20 protein-coding genes and 1 tRNA gene are annotated in these 18,889 nt (G+C 71.2%); 7 read left to right on the forward strand and 14 right to left on the reverse strand.

What is annotated here, in order from left to right; translation table 11 throughout:
- Positions 1 to 72 precede the first annotated feature (72 nt).
- A complete protein-coding gene (locus EER34_RS13405; RefSeq protein WP_127475551.1) occupies positions 73 to 879 on the reverse strand; it encodes a glycosyltransferase family 2 protein in 807 nt (268 codons plus the stop codon).
- Positions 880 to 1,069: 190 nt separating this feature from the next.
- Between EER34_RS13405 and EER34_RS13410 the strand changes: the two genes are divergently transcribed.
- From EER34_RS13410 to EER34_RS13425, 4 genes are all read left to right on the forward strand, one after another.
- Positions 1,070 to 2,512 carry an HNH endonuclease gene (locus EER34_RS13410; RefSeq protein WP_240642332.1) on the forward strand — a complete coding sequence of 481 codons (1,443 nt, stop codon included), beginning with the start codon at positions 1,070 to 1,072 and terminating at the stop codon, positions 2,510 to 2,512.
- A 267-nt stretch (positions 2,513 to 2,779) separates the two neighbouring features.
- Positions 2,780 to 3,187, forward strand: coding sequence for a DUF7144 family membrane protein (locus EER34_RS13415; RefSeq protein WP_127475554.1), 408 nt, complete (start codon positions 2,780 to 2,782; stop codon positions 3,185 to 3,187).
- Between the two features lie 218 nt (positions 3,188 to 3,405).
- Entirely contained in the window at positions 3,406 to 5,289 is a 1,884-nt protein-coding gene (locus tag EER34_RS13420; RefSeq protein ID WP_127475556.1) for a pectate lyase family protein, read from the forward strand.
- Between the two features lie 218 nt (positions 5,290 to 5,507).
- Positions 5,508 to 5,987 (forward strand): DUF1294 domain-containing protein, encoded by a 480-nt coding sequence (locus EER34_RS13425; protein ID WP_164743558.1) that lies wholly within the window; start codon positions 5,508 to 5,510, stop codon positions 5,985 to 5,987.
- 52 nt (positions 5,988 to 6,039) lie between these two features.
- Here the strand turns inward: EER34_RS13425 and EER34_RS13430 are convergent, their stop codons facing one another.
- From EER34_RS13430 to EER34_RS13450, 5 genes are all read right to left on the reverse strand, one after another.
- Entirely contained in the window at positions 6,040 to 7,032 is a 993-nt protein-coding gene (locus tag EER34_RS13430) for an aldo/keto reductase (protein WP_127475558.1), read from the reverse strand.
- A 69-nt stretch (positions 7,033 to 7,101) separates the two neighbouring features.
- On the reverse strand, positions 7,102 to 7,992 hold the full coding sequence (locus EER34_RS13435; protein ID WP_127475559.1) for a L,D-transpeptidase: 891 nt from the start codon (positions 7,990 to 7,992) through the stop codon (positions 7,102 to 7,104).
- A gap of 44 nt (positions 7,993 to 8,036) precedes the next feature.
- On the reverse strand, positions 8,037 to 8,819 hold the full coding sequence (locus EER34_RS13440; RefSeq protein WP_127475561.1) for a CPBP family intramembrane glutamic endopeptidase: 783 nt from the start codon (positions 8,817 to 8,819) through the stop codon (positions 8,037 to 8,039).
- An 88-nt stretch (positions 8,820 to 8,907) separates the two neighbouring features.
- Positions 8,908 to 9,336: a DUF2809 domain-containing protein gene (locus EER34_RS13445; RefSeq protein ID WP_127475562.1), complete on the reverse strand. Its 429-nt coding sequence runs from the start codon at positions 9,334 to 9,336 to the stop codon at positions 8,908 to 8,910.
- A 70-nt stretch (positions 9,337 to 9,406) separates the two neighbouring features.
- A tRNA-Pro gene (locus EER34_RS13450) sits at positions 9,407 to 9,483 on the reverse strand.
- Between the two features lie 110 nt (positions 9,484 to 9,593).
- On the opposite strand from EER34_RS13450, the gene EER34_RS13455 reads away from it, so the two are divergent.
- The 3 genes from EER34_RS13455 to EER34_RS13465 all read left to right on the forward strand — a co-directional run bounded on the left by EER34_RS13455 (position 9,594) and on the right by EER34_RS13465 (position 11,338).
- Positions 9,594 to 10,181, forward strand: coding sequence for a GNAT family N-acetyltransferase (locus EER34_RS13455; RefSeq protein ID WP_127475564.1), 588 nt, complete (start codon positions 9,594 to 9,596; stop codon positions 10,179 to 10,181).
- Positions 10,182 to 10,256: 75 nt separating this feature from the next.
- On the forward strand, positions 10,257 to 10,943 hold the full coding sequence (locus tag EER34_RS13460) for a lysoplasmalogenase family protein (protein ID WP_127475566.1): 687 nt from the start codon (positions 10,257 to 10,259) through the stop codon (positions 10,941 to 10,943).
- A complete protein-coding gene (locus tag EER34_RS13465; protein WP_127475567.1) occupies positions 10,940 to 11,338 on the forward strand; it encodes an RNA-binding S4 domain-containing protein in 399 nt (132 codons plus the stop codon). The genes EER34_RS13460 and EER34_RS13465 overlap by 4 nt, the downstream gene beginning before the upstream one ends.
- Positions 11,339 to 11,361: 23 nt before the next feature.
- Here the strand turns inward: EER34_RS13465 and EER34_RS13470 are convergent, their stop codons facing one another.
- The 8 genes from EER34_RS13470 to EER34_RS13505 form a co-directional block, all read right to left on the reverse strand.
- Complete coding sequence (locus EER34_RS13470) at positions 11,362 to 12,270, reverse strand: NUDIX domain-containing protein (RefSeq protein ID WP_127475569.1); 909 nt, start codon at positions 12,268 to 12,270, stop codon at positions 11,362 to 11,364.
- A 96-nt stretch (positions 12,271 to 12,366) separates the two neighbouring features.
- Positions 12,367 to 13,920 carry a ribosome biogenesis GTPase Der gene (der, locus tag EER34_RS13475; protein ID WP_127475570.1) on the reverse strand — a complete coding sequence of 518 codons (1,554 nt, stop codon included), beginning with the start codon at positions 13,918 to 13,920 and terminating at the stop codon, positions 12,367 to 12,369.
- A complete protein-coding gene (gene cmk / locus EER34_RS13480; protein WP_127475572.1) occupies positions 13,910 to 14,650 on the reverse strand; it encodes a (d)CMP kinase in 741 nt (246 codons plus the stop codon). Before cmk ends, der begins: the two co-directional genes overlap by 11 nt.
- Positions 14,643 to 15,767, reverse strand: a complete 1,125-nt coding sequence (locus EER34_RS13485) for a prephenate dehydrogenase (RefSeq protein ID WP_127475573.1) — start codon at positions 15,765 to 15,767, stop codon at positions 14,643 to 14,645. The genes cmk and EER34_RS13485 overlap by 8 nt, the downstream gene beginning before the upstream one ends.
- Positions 15,764 to 16,582 carry a pseudouridine synthase gene (locus EER34_RS13490; protein WP_127475575.1) on the reverse strand — a complete coding sequence of 273 codons (819 nt, stop codon included), beginning with the start codon at positions 16,580 to 16,582 and terminating at the stop codon, positions 15,764 to 15,766. The genes EER34_RS13485 and EER34_RS13490 overlap by 4 nt, the downstream gene beginning before the upstream one ends.
- Complete coding sequence (gene scpB / locus EER34_RS13495; protein ID WP_127475576.1) at positions 16,579 to 17,187, reverse strand: SMC-Scp complex subunit ScpB; 609 nt, start codon at positions 17,185 to 17,187, stop codon at positions 16,579 to 16,581. The genes EER34_RS13490 and scpB overlap by 4 nt, the downstream gene beginning before the upstream one ends.
- A complete protein-coding gene (locus EER34_RS13500; protein ID WP_127475578.1) occupies positions 17,177 to 17,992 on the reverse strand; it encodes a segregation and condensation protein A in 816 nt (271 codons plus the stop codon). Before EER34_RS13500 ends, scpB begins: the two co-directional genes overlap by 11 nt.
- Positions 17,976 to 18,881 (reverse strand): ParA family protein, encoded by a 906-nt coding sequence (locus tag EER34_RS13505; protein WP_240642333.1) that lies wholly within the window; start codon positions 18,879 to 18,881, stop codon positions 17,976 to 17,978. Before EER34_RS13505 ends, EER34_RS13500 begins: the two co-directional genes overlap by 17 nt.
- Positions 18,882 to 18,889 lie beyond the last annotated feature (8 nt).

The following is an 18,889-nucleotide window of genomic DNA, read 5'->3' on the forward strand; positions in this document are numbered from 1 at the left end:
CGGCCTCGCGGGGTCGTCGCTTTCGCGGGCGCCGAGTCTGAGAGACCGGCCGTTGGTCGCCCGAACGCCTGATCAGCGGCCGAACTCAGGAGCCCAGTCATCGCCGTCGGGGGTCCATTCGGCAGTGGCCGCGGCATCCGCCCCTCGCGCCGCCGGCTCGCGCCGCCGCCAGGCTGCACCCTCGGGCCAGCTCGCGGCGAACGTCGACGCGACCTTGAACACGCGCCGTGACAGGCCGCTGACGGTCTGCAGCGGCCGCGCCGACACCGGCATGCGCAGCTGCGGGTCGTAGCGAACACCGTCGGCCGGGCGAAGCCGGATCGTCAGGTCGAGATCGTCGTGGATGGCGGCGTTGTCGCGCGCGACGCGATCGCGCACGCGCTCCCAGACGGGAGTGCGCATCGCGAAGTTCGAGCCGAAGACGAGAGGGATGCCGAGCCACTTGCGGATCCAGTAGTGCCCGCCGCCGATGTACCAGTGCTCGCCCAGATAGTTCGTGAGGGGGCTGCCGCCGTAGAACTCCGCGCCGCCCGTCAGCACGCCGAGCCCCGGATCTGCCACGAAGGCACGCACGAGACGGGCGATCCAATCGGGATGCGGCCTCGAGTCGGCGTCGAGCCTCGCGATGATGTCGGTGTCGGCCATGGCCTCGTCGTACCCCCGCGCGGCGGCCGGCCAGATGCCCACGCTCGGCTCGGCGACCACCACGGCGCCGTAGCGCGCGGCGGTCTCGGCCGAGCCATCGCTGCTGCCGTTGTCGACGACGATCACACGGTCGGCCGGATGGGTCTGAGCCGCGAGCGCGGCGAGGCAGTCGTCGAGGAAACCGGCGTCGTCGCGGCACGGAATGACGACCGTGACGCGAGGGACGAGGGGCACACGCACACCCTACTCTCGCCCGGCGACCTCGCCCGACGCGTCGGCAGGGTTTCGAGAAAGTCGTTGCCATTCCGAAGCGTTCGTAGTACTTTTGTTCACATCAGGGAGTGCCCGCCCGCGAAACTCATGGCGATCCATCGCGATCGCTCGCGGTGAAAGGCGCACGACCATCGAAGCTATCGACGATCCGTTGGCGGGTCTCGCCGACGCGTTGACCTCGGTGGCGGCTGCCTGGCGCACCGCGGTCGGCGGAGACCGCGTGGCCGTCGACGGCCTGGATCACGCCGAACTCGTCGCCCTCAACAGCACGATCGGCGCCCTGCGCCGGCGCGTCGAGGCCGTGCATGCGCGCGTCGCCTCCGAGATCGCGCGGCAGTCGCGACCCGAGCTCGGCGCCGACGGACTCGCGAAGAAGAACGGCTACCGCAGCCCCGCCATCCTGATCGCCGCGACCACCGGCACAACCGTCGGCGACGCCGCGCGGCTCGTGACGGTAGGCGAGGCCACGGCTCCTCGGCGAATGTTCAGTGGCGCGGATGCCCCCGCCCGCCACCCGCACGTCGCCGCGGCCCTCTCGGCCGGGCGTATCGGCATGCCGGGCGCGTCGGCGATCATCGCGATGCTCGACCGGGTGGCGCTGCGGGCCGACGCGACGGCGGTCGACGATGCCGAGCAGCTGCTGGCCGGTCGGGCGGCAGGGCTCACGCTCGACCAGCTCGGCAAGATGATCGCGCGCGTCGAGGCCCACCTCGATCCCGACGGGCTCGAGCCGCAGGAGCACGAACTCCGTCGCGAGCGCAGCATGGTCATGTTCGAGCGGGGCGGCATGATGCACCTCAACGCCAAGCTCGATCCCGAGTCGGCCGCGCCCGTGAGGGCCGCGATCGAGGCGATCGTGACGGCCGAGTTCCGCAACGAGGGGTCTGCGGCGAGCGCCGGCGGTGGTGCGGACGCCGGTGCCGGTGCCGGTTTCGATGCGCGTGCCGGCGGAGCGGACGGGCACGGGGCAGCCTGCGGCGGCGTTGCCGAGCCCGGAGACGCGGATGCCCCTCGCCGCACGCTCCCCCAGCGCCGGGCCGACGCGCTGGCGCTCCTCGCCTCTCACGTGCTCGGATGTTCCGACGACGCGCCGATCGAAGGCGCGACCGTGGTGGTGCGGGTGACCCTGGCCGATCTGCAGGCGGGAACGGGCAGCGCCACCATCGACGGCATCGACCGCCCCGTGTCCATCCCTGCGGCGCGCCGCCTGGCGGCATCGGGCGGCGTCATCCCCTGCGTGCTCGGCGGCGACAGCGAGATCCTCGACTGGGGTCGTCGCAAGAGGCTCTTCACCCCGGCCCAGCGGCTCGCCCTCGCCGAGCGCGACGGAGGCTGCGCGATGTGCGGGCTGCCACCGGGCATGACGAAGGCCCATCACATCCGATGGTGGGCTCGGGATGCCGGACCAACCGACCTCGACAACGGCGTGCTGTTGTGCGAGACATGTCACCATCGCATCCACGACAACGGATGGGAGATCCGGGTCGACGGGCGCGGCGTCGACGGACGGGTGTGGTTCGTCCCACCCGCGCACGTCGACCTGGAGCGAACACCACGGCTGGGCGGGAAGGCACGCTTCGCATGCGTCGCCTGAGGTGCGTGAGCACAGTGAGCAGCGTGCGCGGACCCGCGGGTCAGGCATATCGGGGGATGCGTGAGCAGCCCTGGTGGAGCAAGCGGGTCAACCCGCCACGGCCTCCACCGTGAGCCCGGCCGCATTCTCGAGCCAGCCCGCGTGGTGGCCGGGCCACCGGCCGCACTTCACCCGGTTGGGGTGACGCACCCGCCCTCCGTCGGCAGAACGATGTAGTCGCCAGAGATCGCCCCCCGCGACCTCGCCTCTGGAAGGGAACCACCACACATGTCCGACACTCAGCAGCGCACAGGATGGGCCGGTTGGGCAGTATTCGCCGGCATCGTCATGATCATCGCCGGAGCATTCGACGCGCTCCTCGGCCTCACGGCAGTCCTTCAGCCCGGCACGACGACCATCATCGCGAACGGCGAAGGCACCGCCCTGCTGCTCGACGTCGCGGGCTGGGGCTGGTGGCACCTGATCATCGGTCTCGCCATCGTCCTCACGGGCATCTTCGTGCTCCGCGGAGCGACCTGGGCGCGCGTCATCGCGATCATCCTCGTCGCCCTCAACGCCATCAGCCAGCTCGGCCTGCTCGGCGTGCAGCCCTGGTGGTCGCTCATCGTCATCGCGCTCGACATCCTCGTCATCTACGCGCTGACCGTCCACGGCAAGGAGCTTCAGCGCAGCTGACCTCCCACCGTCCCTGAACGTGAAGGGCGCCGTACCAAGCCAGGGGTACGGTGCCCTTCACTCTTTCGTGCGCGCGCGGAGCGCTCGGAGACCGCCCGCGACGGGCGAGCGCTCTCCCGGGATCCGCCCTTGAAACCGCTCCCACGATTTGGTTACAGTCCTGTAAGTAGGCGGCATACCTGCCGCGCGACATCCCTCGACGAAGAGAGGACTTTCGCATGACCAGCCACTCCCCCCACCGCCCGAGGACGCGGCTCGCAGCCGTCGTCACCGGTGCGGCGCTCATCGCCGGAGCGCTCATGGCCACCCCGGCCGTCGCCGCCCCGCCGCGGGCCGTCGACCCCTTCGACCCCGACTTCGGGCCGAACGTCACCATCTACAGCCCCAACACTCCGCAGAGTCAGATCCAGACCGAGCTCGACGCTCTGCACACCCAGCAGGTGAACGCCGAGATGAGCACCGAGCGCCGCGCGGTGTACTTCCTCCCCGGCCAGTACGGCTCGACCGCCGATCCCCTGCAGTTCAACGTCGGCTACTACACCGACGTCGCCGGTCTCGGAGCCTCACCCGAAGACGTCAGGATCAACGGCGGCATCGAGGTCTACAACCGCTGCCTCGCCGACGGCGGCACCGGCAACTGCCTCGCTCTCGTCAACTTCTGGCGCACGATCTCGAACCTCTCGATCGACGTGAACAAGGCGGGCCAGGACGGATGCCGCGCCAGCGCGAACTTCTGGGCCGTGTCGCAGGCGGTCTCGATGCGCCGCGTCGACATCTCGGGCGCCAACATGTCGCTCATGGACTACTGCACCGCAGGCCCGCAGTACGCGAGCGGCGGGTTCATCGCCGACTCGCGCCTGCCCTTCGTGGTCAGCGGGTCGCAGCAGCAGTGGCTCATCCGCGACAGCGAGGTGGCCGGCTGGTCGAACGGCGTGTGGAACCAGGTGTTCTCGGGCGTCGTGGGCGCCCCCGACGACGCCGGCTTCCCGAGCCCGCCGTACACGACGATCGACGAGACGCCGATCAGCCGTGAGAAGCCGTACCTGTACGTCGACGACGACGGCCGCTACAACGTGCGCGTGCCCGCCGTGCAGCACGACTCCAGCGGTGTCACGTGGGCCGACGGGGAGACGGAGGGGCGCAGCATCCCCATCACCGACTTCTTCATCGCGACCCCCGACGACTCGGTGAAGGACATCAACAACGCCCTCGCCCGCGGTCAGCACCTGATCCTCACGCCCGGTGTGTATGACATCGATCGAACGATCGAGGTCAAGCGCGCCGACACGGTGGTGCTCGGCCTGGGTCACGCGACCCTCACGGCCGTCGGCGGAGCGATCCCGCTCGAGGTGAAGGATGCCCCGGGCATCGTCGTCGCCGGAGTCACCATCGACGCCGGCACCGAGTTGTCGCCCGTGCTGCTGCGCGTCGGCAAGGCCAAGGGCGGAAAGCCGCTCGGCGCCGCGAACCCGATCACGCTCAGCGACGTGTACTTCCGCGTCGGCGGACCGCACATCGGCAAGTCGACGACCGCACTCGAGGTGAACTCCGACAACGTTCTCATCGACCACACGTGGGTCTGGCGCGGTGACCACGGCGTCGAGGGCTTCACCGAGGGCTTCAACGGCGACACCGACCGCTGGAACACCAACACCGGCACGAACGGCGTCATCGTCAACGGCGACAACGTCACCGCGACGGGCCTGTTCGTCGAGCACTTCCAGACCTACAACACCCTATGGAAGGGGGAGAACGGCCGCGTGATCCTCTACCAGAACGAGCTGCCGTACGACCCGCCGACCCAGGCGGACTGGACGCAGCCCGACGGCACGCTCGGCTACCCCGGCTACGTCGTCGACAAGAAGGTGAAGAAGCACCGCCTCGACGGTGCCGGCGTCTACGTCTTCAACCAGAACAACCCGTCGATCATCACGGCCAACGGCTTCTCGGTCCCGGAGGCGCCCGGTGTGCAGCTGCACCACATCATGACGGTGAACCTCAGCGCCGGCACGATCCAGCACGTCGTGAACGGCGTCGGCGGTCAGGCCGACAACACCAACACCGGCGTTCCGCAGTACATCGTGGACTACCCCACGCCGTAGCGCACAGCAGCACGAGAGCGGATGCCCCGGCCCGGCGGACTGACGTCGGACCGGGGCATCCGTCCGTTCCCTGCCCGCAGGGCCGAAGTCGCCGCCCGTCGCGCTTCGGACCGGGCGTCAAGGAATGAGGAGACACGCCGCGCCAGGCGACCCCCCGACCCGTCCGCAGCACGGATCTCCTGCGTTCTTCACGGCATGGCGCCTCTAGGATCGAGCGCATGCCCCTCGCCTCCGCGACGCACGGCGCCCGCGACGCCGCGTCCGACCGACCTCGAGATCTGTCCCGGCCGCTCCCCTCGGCGGCCAGCTGGACCGTGCTCCTCACCTTCGTCGCCGCCTTCGCGGTCGCCTTCGTCGTCCTGGGGCTCCCCTGGTGGATGCCGGCCCTCTACCTGGGGATGAGCCTCATCGCGTTCGCGGCCTACGGCTTCGACAAGGCCGCCGCACGCCGCGACGCACCGCGCACGCCCGAGAAGTCGCTGCTCGCGCTCGGCCTCCTGTGCGGCTGGCCCGGCGCGCTCGTCGCGCAGCAGGCGTTCCGCCACAAGACGCGCAAGCGCTCGTTCCGCCGCGCGTTCTGGCGCACGGTCGTGCTCAACGTCGTCCTGCTCGGGGCGTTCGTCGCGCTCGCGACGCTGCGCGGCTGGGACCTCGATCCCGCCTGGCTTCCGAGCCCCGGCCGGCTGTTCGGCATCTGACCCGTCACGGGCCGCCGCGCCGTCGCCGCCGCGCCGTCGCGCCATCCACCGGTCACCAGAGCGGGTGGATGGCCTCCCGCAGATCCCGGTCGTAGACGCCCCGCACGACCCGGTCGAACGCGTCGACGTCGAACCGGCCCTCGAGAAGGGCCGCGGCATCCGCGTTCGCTCCCGCCTGCGCCACGTTGCGGGCGCCCGGGATCACACTCGTCACGCCGTCCTGCGCGGCGATCCACGCGAGCGTCGCGGCAGGCAGGGTCACACCGGCCGGGAGCGTCGCGGCCAGCTCGGCCGCGGCATCCAGTCCCACCCCAAAGTCGACGCCCGAGAACGTCTCGCCCCGGTCGAACGCCTCGCCGTGACGGTTGAAGGTGCGGTGATCGTTCTCGGCGAACGTCGTCGACGCCGTGTACCGCCCCGAGAGCAAACCCGACGCGAGGGGCACGCGCGCGAAGATCGCGACACCGGCGGCGGACGCCGCGGGCAGCACCTCGTCGAGCGGCTTGAGTCGGAACGGGTTGAAGATGATCTGCACGTTCGTCACGTTCGGCCGAGCGATCGCGGCGAGCGCCTGCGCGCACGTCTCGACCGAGACGCCGTATGCCGCGATCGTCCCGTCGGCGACAAGCGCATCGAGGGCGTCGTACGTCGCGTCGTCGTCGATCACGGCGGTCGGCGGGCAGTGCAGCTGCACGAGGTCGAGCGTGTCGACGCCGAGGTTCGCGCGCGAACGGTCGGTCCACGCGCGGAAGCTCTCGGCCGTGTAGTTCTCGGGCTCCTGCGCGACACGGCGGCCCATCTTCGTCGCGACCGTGATCCCGTGATCGGCTCGCCTCGCGAGGAAGCGCCCGATGATCGACTCGCTCCGCCCGTCGCCGTATACGTCGGCAGTGTCGAACAGCGTCACACCGTGATCGGCGGATGCCGCCAGCACCGCGGTCGCATCGTCCTCGCTCACCGCACCCCAGTCGGCGCCGAGCTGCCAGGTTCCGAGGCCGATCGCCGACACATCGCGTCCGGTGCGGCCGAGAGGGCGCTGCTGCATAGGGGATCCTTCCGAGTCGGCGCACCCGGACGGGGCGACCGCGATCCAGCATGCCAGGTCCGGCACCCCTCAGGGGCGGATGACGACCGGCGTCCCGTACGGCAGCTCCGCGAGCTTCGCGATCGCTTCGGGATCGAGGCGGATGCACCCGTTCGAGATCGGGCCGGAGCGCTCGTCGTGGTAGTGGAACGCCGTGACCGCGACATCCGCTCCCCCGAACCCGTCGAGGGTAGGCGACTGCACCGACAGGTAGACGATCGGGTTTCCGCGCGTGTACCAGTACTCGGGCACGACCCGCGTCGTCATGATGTACGCGCGGCCGAGGGGCGTCGGCGTCGCGTCCGCGCCCCACGCGAAGTCCGTCGCGATCCGCTCGGAGTCGCCGCCGCGCACGATGTCGACGGTGCGGTCCGAAATGCTCACCTCGACGGCGATGTCGGATGCCGCGAGCTCGACGTCCTGCATTCGCATCCATCCGGTCACCTGCCCCGGGTCGCCCTTCGACGGCACGGCCTGACGCCCCACCAGCAGCACCTTGACCCAGTCGTCCTGGTGCTCGACGACCGGGACCGTCGTGCCGTCGAACGGGAGCTCGCGCGGCAGATAGCCGACGGGCTCGCCGGTCGGATCCGCCCACACCGGCGCACCGATGCCGCTCGGCAGCGCGGTCTCCCCCAGGGGCACGATGAACGGGTCGTCGTCGACGAGGAGACCGGGGATCACCGCGAACACGCTCACCTGCGGCAGGGCCGTCACGTCGTACGACGCCGTGTTCGCCGCGAAGCCGGTCGGCGTCGGGGTCGGGGTGGGCGTCGGGCTGGGGCTCGGGGTCGTCGTCGCGCGGGGCGAGGGAGCGGATGCCACGGGCCCGGCCGGACGCACGAGGAGCGCCGCCGCCAGCACGCCGACGATCACGACGGCGATGCCGCCGCCGACCAGCCACGCACGACGTGTCCCCATCCCTCCATGGTCGGGGCGAGGAGGGGATGCCGCAACCTGCCGGATCAGGTCGTGACGGCGGCGGGCGCGGCGGTCGCCGCCGCGTCCCCCGTGCTGCGGAACGTCCAGAAGACGAACACGAGAGCGAGGACCTCGCCGACGATGCCGACGTAGAGCCCGAGGGTCGCCGCCGCACCGGCGGGCGCGTGGCCCGACGCGAACGTGGTGAAGTCCCACGCCCCGTGGAGGACCATCGCCCAGATGAGGCTTCCGGTCACCCGCCGCACGATGTAGAAGGCCGTCCCGCCGAGGAACGCGAACCCGATCTGCTGGACGGTGTCGAGCGCCGGAGCCCCCATGAGGACGTTCACGCCGTGCATGAGCGCGAACAGCGCGCTCGAGATGAACCAGGCGAGCGGCTCGCGAACGCTGCCGCGCAAGCCGGTGAGGAGGAGGCCCCGGGTCACGATCTCCTCGTTGAACCCGACCAGGACGGCGAGGAGGAGAAGCCCGACGACATACGAGCCCTCCATGCGGCTCCAGTCGACCCCGAGGCTCAGCGTCAGCACGACCGCCACGGCCATGAGTGCGGGCGCGACGACCGGCCACTTGTGGTGGCTGCGGCGCTCCTCGCGGATCGCGGGCTTCCACCAGCCCAGGACGGTCGTCGCCACGACGGCGACCACGGCCCCGACCGCGAGGAAGAGCACGGCTCCGCGGAACAGCGTGTCGGCGCTGTCGCCCAGGTCGGTGTACGGAACGCCGGACAGGAGGCCGACGACGAAGATGACGACGACGTAGGTCGCCCAGACGGCAATGCCGATCCAGGCCTTGGGGGCGACGCGCATGGGTTCCTCTCGACGGTCTCGTGCGTCCATCCTGTCGCACCGACTACGGGTCGCAGCGCCGCGGCGCTGCGGGGCGTCGTGGTTCGCGTCAGCGGCCGTCGGGCCGCGCCGTCACACCGACGGGACGGGACCGGGTGACGACGGCATCCGCACCGACGAGGAGCACGATCGTCAGCAGGTAGACCAGCAGGTCGCGTCCGTCGAAGACCGTTCCGAGCAGTAGCATCGCGGGCGGGAAGACCGCCCCGAGCTCGAGCGGGACGCCGGTGAGCTGGAAGAGCTCCACCGCCACACACCACGCACCGGAGATGGCTCCCACCGCGAGCGGCGGCACTCGTGGCGCGAGGATCACCACGGCGAGGTACGCCGCCGCCGCATAGAGCGCATCGCCGGCGATGTCGGTCGCGGTGGTGTCGGGAAGCATCGCGTGGACGGCGAGTCCGGCGGCGACCACGGCGAGCAGGAGGACGGCCGCGACGACGCGACGCGTCCGTCGGCGTGGGGCGGGGGCATCCATCCGTCGATTCTGCCGGATGAGCGCAGAGTGCGAGAAAGGGCCGGCCTGTTCGGCCGACCCTTTCTCGATGTGGTCGGGATGACAGGATTTGAACCTGCGACCCCTTGACCCCCAGTCAAGTGCGCTACCAAGCTGCGCCACATCCCGATGTCCGGACCGGGGCCCGGACAACTCCCCTATCCTAACCGGTCGCGGGACCGCTCGCGAACGCGACCGGGACTCTCGCGCGTGTCGCAGCCGACCGGTAGCGTCACGGCATGGCGCAGATCACGATCGAACCGGCGACATCCGAGCGTTTCGGCGACGCCCAGCACGCCCTCACCGGCGGCGGCGATGGGACCGCCTGCCAGTGCCAGTGGTGGACGATCACGAACGCGGAGTTCCAGCGCACGACCACCGCGGAGCGTCAGGAGATGCTCCGCGCCGAGATCGTGTCCGGACCGCCGCCGGCCCTCATCGCGTACGTCGACGACCAGCCGGCGGGCTGGGTCCGCGTCGGGCCGCGCACCGCCCAGGTGCGCCTGTCCCGCACGAAGAACTACTCCGCGAACTCGGAAGAGCCGTGGGACGACGACGCGGTGTGGGCCGTCAGCTGCTTCGTCGTCCGCCGGGAGCACCGTGGCGAGGGGCTCAACGCCCGTCTCCTCGAGGCTGCCGTCGACTACGCCCGCGCGGGCGGCGCACGCGTCGTCGAGGCGTACCCGGTCGATCCGGCCGCCGGGCGGAAGAAGTCGCCCAACGAGCTGTACCACGGCACCGTCTCGACGTTCGTCGCGGCGGGCTTCCGCGAAGTGGCGCGCCCGCGGCCCGACCTCGCCATCGTCGCCCTCGATCTCACGGTCTGAGCGGGGCGGGCATCCGGATTCACCGCCGCGCTCGGCGTGCGACGATGGTCTCTGCCCCGCTCATCGAGGAGGATCATGCCGCGGCTCTGGATCGGATTCGTCCCCTACGTCGCGCTCTCGCTCGTCCACGTCGCGGCGCTCACCCTCGACGCGGACGCCGTCGCCGCCCCGACCAAGCTCGCCTTGATGCCGGCGCTCGCGCTCGCCGTCGTCTGGGGCGCACGCGGCGCGTGGACCGGCGCCCACACCCTGCTCGTCGTCGCGGTCGGCCTGTCGTGGCTGGGCGACGGCGCCGGCGCCTTCTTCCCGTGGGCTCCCACGGTGCCGATGATGCTGCTGTGGTTCGGCCTCGCGCACCTCTGCTACATCTGGCTGTTCTGGCGCGTGCTGGCCGTTCGACGACCGCCGCTGTGGTCTGCGGTGTACGCGGTCTGGTGGGTCGTGCTCCTCGCGGTGCTGTGGCAGAGCCTCGGCGGGCTCCTCGTGCCCGTCGCCGTCTACGGGCTCGTGCTCGGCGCGACCGCAGCCGGAGCCGCCCGCTGCCATCCGGTGATCGCGTGGGGCGGCGTCTTCTTCCTCGCCTCCGACACCGTGCTCGCCTTCCGCCTGTTCGTCCCCGACGCGATGCCCGACTGGACCAGCCCCGTCGTGATGCTGACGTACTGCCTCGGGCAGGGGCTCATCGCCGCGGGCGTGCTGATCGCGGTGCGGCTGCGTCGCGACGACGCCGTCGCCGCCGCACCGACCGAGGCGGTCGCATGACGGATGCCTCGGCCCGCGTCGACGCGTGGCTCTGGGCCGTCCGGGTCTACAAGACGCGGTCGGCGGCGACGACCGCGTGCCGGGCCGGGCACGTGCGGGTCAACGGCGAGAAGGCGAAGGCCGCTCAGCCGGTGAAGCCCGGCGACGAGCTGCGTGTGCGCATCAGCGGGTTCGACCGGATCCTCGTGGTCAAGAAGCCGATCACCAAGCGCGTCGGCGCGGTGCTCGCCGCCGAGGCCGTCGATGATCGCACACCTCCTCCCCCGCCGCGCGAGCTCACCGCGTTCGTACCCGTGCGCGACCGCGGCGCCGGGCGGCCGACCAAGCGCGAGCGCCGTGACATCGATCGCCTGCGAGGACGCGACCACGGCGATCCCGGCGACTTCGACGACTGAGCCGCTTCGCCCGATCCTCCACGTCAGTCCTGCGCCGCCAGGAGATCGAGGAGCCAGCGGGTGCTGCGGACAGCGGCTCGGGCATCCGTCACCCGCGCCGCGAGCTCACGGTCGCTCGTCACGGCGGTGACGGTGCGGCCCGCCGCGACGAGCCGCCGCACCGCGGAGACGATCGCATCGTCGCCGGATGCCTCCGCCCGCACGATCTCGAGGCCAGGCACGTCTCCGGCGCCGCGCCCCTGCCCTTCGAGCACGACGACCCACTCGGGGAACCAGGAGTGCTCGGGCAGGCCGAGGGCGGCCGCCGGCACGCCCGACGCGACGAGACCGCCGATCCGCCCGGTCAGCCGCGCGGCAGCTCCGGCGCGATCGTTCCACCAGCCGTCCGGCACAGAGCCGACCACGTTCGCGGCATCGACGACGACGACGGGACGCACGTCGAGGAGATCCCTCAGGCCGTCCCACGAGGCCGCGAAGCCCGGATGGAGCGGATGCCGCGCCACCTCGTCGACGGGCACCCACGCCAGCTCGCGGCTCTCCGGGTCGCTGATCACGGGCTCGAACGGCACCGAGACGTCGCCGATCAGCGTCGCATAGCTCCAGTAGCCGAGGTCGAGCACCGACAGCAGCCGCGGGCGGATCGAGGCATCCGGAACCCCCGCCTCTTCCGCTGCCTCGCGCCGCGCGCCATCGCACGCGGACTCACCCTCGTGACGCGCCCCTCCGGGCAGCGCCCATGTGTCGCCGAAGTGGCTCCACGACACGCGATGCTGCAGGAGCACACCACGATCGGCGTCGAGCGCGAGCAGCCCGGCAGCGCCGAACCGCCCCCAGTACCGCTCTCCCGTGGGCGCGACGACCCAGGCGTCGCCAGGGTCGCGAGGACCCGACGGACGCCGCGGCTCACCGGGGACGGGAGGCTCGATGGTCACCACGCCAGCCTGTCACACCGACGCGGAATCGCTCCCGGCGCCTGCATCGCATCGACGCAGACGCCGCGCCGGCACGAACGCCCTGCAGCGCGACCGTCAGCGCTGGCGACGCTCGCGCACCCGCATGTTGATCACGATCGGCGAACCCTCGAAGCCGTAGATCTCGCGCAGGCGACGCTGGATGAACCGGCGGTAACCCGGGTCGAGGAAGCCGGTCGTGAAGAGCACGAAGGTCGGCGGCCGGGTGGACGCCTGTGTGCCGAAGAGGATGCGCGGCTGCTTTCCCCCGCGAACCGGGTGCGGGTGCTCGTTGACGAGCTCCGACAGGAACGCGTTGAACTTGCCCGTCGGGATGCGCTGATCCCACGACTCGAGCGCGGTCTCGAGCGCCGGAACGAGCTTGTCGAGGTGACGGCCGGTGCGGGCCGAGATGTTGACGCGCGGGGCCCACGCGACGTGCGCGAGGTCCTGTTCGATCTCCCGCTCGAGATAGCGGCGGCGCTCGATGTCCTCGTAGTGGGGCGTGTTCAGGAGATCCCACTTGTTGTAGGCCAGCACCAGAGCGCGGCCCGACTCGAGCACGAGGTCGATGATGCGCACATCCTGCTCGCTGATCGGCTCGCTGACGTCGAGGACGACGACGGCGACCTCGGCCTTCTCGAGCGCGGTCGACGTGCGCAGCGACGCGTAGAAGTCGGCGCCCTGCTGAAGGTGGACGCGACGGCGGATTCCGGCCGTGTCGACGAAGCGCCACAGCTTGCCGCCGACGTCGACGACCTCGTCCACCGGGTCGCGGGTCGTGCCGGCGAGCTCGTTGACGACGACCCGCTCCTCACCTGCGGCCTTGTTGAGCAGCGACGACTTGCCGACGTTCGGGCGCCCCAGGATCGCGACGCGACGCGGTCCGCCGATCTCGTGCTTGGCGACCGCCGAGACCTCGGGCAGCACCTTCATGATCGCGTCGAGCAGGTCGGCGACGCCGCGGCCGTGGATCGCCGACACCGGGAACGGCTCGCCGAGGCCGAGGTTCCACAGCGCGGCGGCCTCGGGCTCCTGGCGGGAGTCGTCGATCTTGTTGGCGACGAGGAACACCGGCTTTCCGCTCTTGCGCAGCAGCTTCACGACGTGCTCGTCGGTCGAGGTCGCGCCGACCATGGCGTCGACGACGAACATCACCACGTCGCACAGGTCGATCGCGACCTCGGCCTGCGCGGCGACCGAGCGGTCGATGCCCTTGGCGTCGGGCTCCCAGCCGCCGGTGTCGACGAGCGAGAAGCGGCGATCCATCCATTCGGCCTTGTACGTCACGCGGTCGCGCGTGACACCGGGGGTGTCCTCCACGACGGCCTCGCGACGCCCCAGGATGCGGTTCACCAGCGCCGACTTGCCCACGTTCGGTCGTCCGACGATCGCCACGACCGGCAGCGCCGGCAGGTACTCGATCCCGTCCTCGCCGAGCGCGAGGCCCGCGAGGAGCTCGGCGTCCTCCTCGTCGAGGTCGTAGTCCTCGAGGCCCGCGCGCAGTGCGGCGGCCCGCTGTTCGGCGAGCTCCTCGTCGAGGTCTGCGAGGTTCTCGGCGAGGTGGTCCTCGCCGGCTTCGTACTCTTCGGCGTCGCGGCTGTCAGACGCCCCACGGTTGTCAGAGGTCATTGTGCGCTCCCGTCTGTGCAGGCACGTTCGTGCGGATCACGCCGATGACGGCGTCCACGGTCTGGTCGAAATCGAGGTGGGTCGAATCGACGACCTCGACGCCGGGCGCGGCGCTGAGGAAGTCGACGACGGTGGAGTCGGAGGCGTCGCGCTTGTGCAGGGCCGCGGCGACGGCCGAGGCATCCTGCGTCGTCAGCTCGGCGCTGCGGCGGGCGGCTCGCACCTCCGGAGCGGCGGTCAGGAGGATCCGCACGGGTGCGTCGGGGGCGACGACGGTGGTGATGTCGCGCCCTTCGACGACCACGCCGGGGCGACCGGATGCCGCGACCATCGAGCGGAAGAGGGCGTTCACCGCCTGCCGCACGGCGGGCACGCGGGCGACGCCGCTCACCGCCTCGGAGACGCGGGGCTCGCGGATCGCGGCGGTCACGTCGGTCGCGCCGACGCGCACCCAGTGCTCGTCGGGGTCGAGCGAGATGGCGTAGTCGAAGTCGCCCATGACGTCGAGGACGGAAGACGAGTCCGACGTGTCGGTGCCGCGCTCGAGGGCGAGCCAGGCGAGCGCGCGGTAGGCGGCCCCGGTATCGAGGAAGCCGTAGCCGAGGCGGCGCGCGACCTGCTTCGAGACGCTGGACTTGCCGCTGCCCGCGGGACCGTCGATCGCGACGATCACGGTGTCGAGGTGCGCCTCGGCGGCCGGCGCGCCGGCACCTGTCGAGGGGTCAGTCATTGGTGGTGCTCGCAATCTTCCAGCCGCGGGCCTCGAGGCCCTCCACGGCACGTCGTACGGCGCCGGGCACGACGCTGATCTCGGCCAGGCCGAACTGGGCGCCCGGCGAGTGCTCGAGGCGCAGGTCTTCCACGTTGACGTCGAGTTCGCCGAGCTCGCCGAAGAGGCGGCCGAGCTGTCCGGGGGTGTCGTCGACCATGACGACGACCTGCTCGAAACGGCGGTTCTGCCCGTGCTTGCCGGGGAGGCGCTCGACGCCCTCGTTGCCGCGGCGGATCGTGTCGGCGACAGCCCGGCGCGCACCCGGCGCATCGGGGCTGCGCAGCGCATCCGCGACGGCCGACAGGTCGCCGGCGAGGGCATCGAGCACGTCGACCACCGGGGTCGCGTTGGCGCCGAGGATCTGCACCCACAGCTCCGGGGCGGATGCCGCGATCCGCGTCGTGTCGCGCACGCCCTGGCCTGCGAGGCTCAGCGATCCGTCGGGCGCGTCGACGAACCGCCCGGCGAGCAGGCTCGCGACGAGCTGGGGAACGTGCGAGACGAGCGCGACGGAGCGGTCGTGGTCTTCGGGGCTCATCTCGATCGGCATCGCCCCGAGGTCGAGCGCCAGGCCCTCGACGAGGGCGAGGTCGTCGGCGGGGGTCTCGCCGTCACGGCACACGACCCACGGACGCCCGATGAAGATGTCGGCGCGGGCGGCGATCGCTCCCCCGCGCTCGCGGCCGGCGAGCGGGTGCGAGCCGATGTAGTGCGTGAGGTCGACGCCGCGCTCGCGGAGGGTGCGCAGCGGCTCGAGCTTGACACTCGCGACATCGGTCACCACCGCGCCCGGGTACCGCGTGAGCTCGCGCTCGATCACGTCTGCGGTGACGTCCGGCGGAACCGCGACCACGATGAGAGCGGGGTCGTCGCCGGCCTCGGCGCGTCGTCCGGCGCCGTAGTCGACGGCGAGGCGCAGCTGCGCGGGCGACGTGTCGTCGAGGGCGACGTCGATGCCGAGCGCCGACAGCGCGTGCCCGATGCTCGAGCCGAGCAGTCCGGCGCCGACGACACGCACCGTCCCCCGCACTCGCGGGGCACGCACGCGCGCGGGCGCAGACGTGGAATCGGTCACTCGTTCTCCTGGTCGCTCCGCGCGTCGGAGCTGTCGCGGGGCTCGGGGGCGTCGCCCGCCGCGCGACGCGCGAGAGTCAGCAGATCGCCCCGCTCCACTTTAGTCAACTCACGTGCCTGCCCGGCTGGCAGTGTTCCCAGGTGGAGCGGCCCGAACTGCCGGCGCACGAGCTCGACCACGGGATGCCCCACCTCCGCCAGCATGCGTCGCACGATGCGGTTGCGGCCCGAGTGGAGGGTCAGCTCGACGAGCGAGCCGCCTCCCTCGGCGGAGCTCGACAGCAGGCGGGCCTTGTCGGCGGCGATCGGGCCGTCTTCGAGGTCGACCCCACGCGTCAGGCGCTGGATCGTCTGCGGCGTCACTCGCCCCTCGACCTTCGCGATGTAGACCTTCGTGACGCCGAACGACGGGTGGGCGAGCACGTGCGCGAGCCCGCCGTCGTTGGTGAGCACGAGGAGGCCGCTGGTCTCGGCATCCAGTCGTCCCACGTTGTAGAGGCGCTCGTCCCAGTCCTTGGTGAAGCGCCGCAGGTCGGGGCGGCCGCGGTCGTCCTTCATCGAGCTGACCACGCCCGTCGGCTTGTTGAGCATGACGTAGCGCTTGGACTGGTCGAGCTGGACGGCGGTGCCGTCGACGTCGACGAGGTCGCTCTCTGGGTCGATGCGCGAGCCGAGCTCGGTCACGACCTGGCCGTTGACGCGCACGCGGCCGGCCACAATGAGGTCCTCGGCGACGCGGCGCGAGGCCACACCGGCGTTGGCGAGCACCTTCTGCAGGCGGACGCCCTCGGTGGAGTCCTTCGGGGTGTCGGTCATCGTCGTGCCTCTTCGTCGAATCCGTCCGCGCCGTCGTCGAGCAGCGGGGAGATGTGCGGCAGCTCGTCGAGCGAGTTGATGCCGAGGTTCACCAGCAGCGCGTCGGTGGTGCCGTAGTTGATGGCGCCGGTCTCGGCATCCGTGAACAGCTCCGTGATCAGTCCGCGCGCCAGCAGTGTGCGCACGACCGAGTCGACGTTCACCGCGCGGATCGACGCGACCTGGCCCCTCGTGACCGGCTGCTTGTAGGCGATCACGGCGAGGGTCTCGAGGGCTGCCTGCGACAGCCGCGAAGGCGCCTGGGAGTTGACGAACTCGCTCACGAGGTCGTCGTGCTCCTCGCGCACGTACAGGCGCCAGCCGCCGCCGACCTCACGCAGCTCGAATCCGCGCACCGGACCGCCGGTCTCGCCGTCGTAGTCGGCGACGAGGCCCTCGATCGCCTGGCGCACGGCGGGGACGGGCGAGCCCACCGCCGCAGCGAGGCTCACGAGGCTCTGCGGCTCCTCGACGATCAGCAGGATCGCCTCCAGCCGGCGGGCGACGTCGGCCGGGCCCTGCGGTGCTGCGGGTGCTTCGGCGGTCTGCGACGGGTCATCGGTCATAGTCGGCTCCCAGGGTGGCGAGGTTCTCATCGGACCAGCGCTGCGCGCTCCAGCGCAGGGTCAGCTCGCCGAGCGGCTCCAGCTGCTCGAACGAGAGGGCGGCATGGCGGTACAGCTCCAGCACCGACAGGAAGCGGGCGACGACGACACCCGGCTGGGTGACGCCGGCGACGAGCTCGCGGAAGCTCAGGCTGCCGGCATCCCGCAGCAGAGTGACCACCACCGCCGCCTGCTCGCGGATGCTGATGAGCGGCGCGTGGAGGTGATCGAGGCCGACGTGCGGGATCTCCTTCGGCGTCATCGCCAGCAGGGCGAGCGCGGCGAAGTCCTCGGCGTTGAGCGTCCACACGAGCTCGGGCACGGCGTTGCGGTACTTCTCGTCGAGACGCACCGACCGGGTGTGGCGCCGGTCCTCGCGCTGGAGGCACCGGGCGAACCACGCCGACACCTCCTTGAAGGCTCGGTACTGCAGCAGTCGCGCGAACAGCAGGTCGCGGGCCTCGAGGAGAGCCACGGACTCCGCGTCGACGAGCTCGCCCTGAGGCAGGAGCCCGGCGACCTTCATGTCGAGGAGGGTCGCGGCCACGACGAGGAACTCGGATGCCTCGTCCAGCTCCTCGTCGGGACCGAGCTGGCGCAGGTAGGCGATGAACTCGTCGGTCACCCGAGACAGCGACACCTCGGTGATGTCGAGCTCGTGTTTGGAGATGAGCGTCAGGAGGAGGTCGAACGGCCCGTCGAACACGCCCAGCGAGACACGGAACCCGTCACCGGGGGCGGAGTCCTCGTCAGGCGACGGCGCCACGGGCGACCAGCTCCCGCGCCAGCCGCAGGTAGGCCTGGGCGGCGGCGTGCTCGGGCGCGAACTCGGTGATCGGCATGCCCGACACGGATGCGTCGGGGAACTTCACGGTGCGGCCGATCACGGTCTCGAGCACGTCGTCGCCGAACGCGTCGACGACCCGCTCGAGCACCTCGCGCGAGTGCAGCGTCCGCGCGTCGTACATCGTCGCAAGGACGCCGTCGAGCGTGATGGTCGGATTCAGGCGATCGCGGACCTTGTCGATCGTCTCGATGAGCATCGCCACGCCGCGCAGCGCGAAGAACTCGCACTCGAGCGGGATGATGACGCCGTGGCTCGCCGTGAGGGCATTGACGGTCAGGAGGCCGAGCGACGGCTGGCAGTCGATGAGGATGACGTCGTAGTCGGGCGCGAGCTTGCGCAGCGCGCGGGAGAGCGTCTGCTCGCGCGCGACCTCGTTCACCAGGTGCACCTCGGCGGCCGACAGGTCGATGTTCGCCGGGACCACGTCGAGGTTCTCGACGCGCGTCTGCACGACGACCTCGTGCGGCTCGCGTTTGCCGTCGAGCAGGAGGTCGTAGATGGTGGGGATGTCGTGGGTCTGGATGCCGAGACCGGCCGACAGCGCGCCCTGCGGGTCGAAGTCGACAGCGAGCACCTTGCGCCCATAGCTCGCGAGCGCGGCGGCCAGGTTGATGGTGGTCGTCGTCTTGCCGACGCCGCCCTTCTGGTTGCACAGCGAGATGATCCGCGCGGGACCGGTGCCGTCGAGCTTCGCCGGGGTCGGGAAGCCGTGGTACGGACGTCCGGTGGGACCGAGCGGGGTCCCGTCCTCTGAGGCCGTCGTCGCGCCCCGCTTGCTGCCCGCCACAGACTCTCCTGACTTTCCCATGCCGTGCA

Origin of the sequence: Microbacterium sulfonylureivorans (genome assembly GCF_003999995.1) — a bacterium.
GTDB classification, from domain to species: domain Bacteria; phylum Actinomycetota; class Actinomycetes; order Actinomycetales; family Microbacteriaceae; genus Microbacterium; species Microbacterium sulfonylureivorans.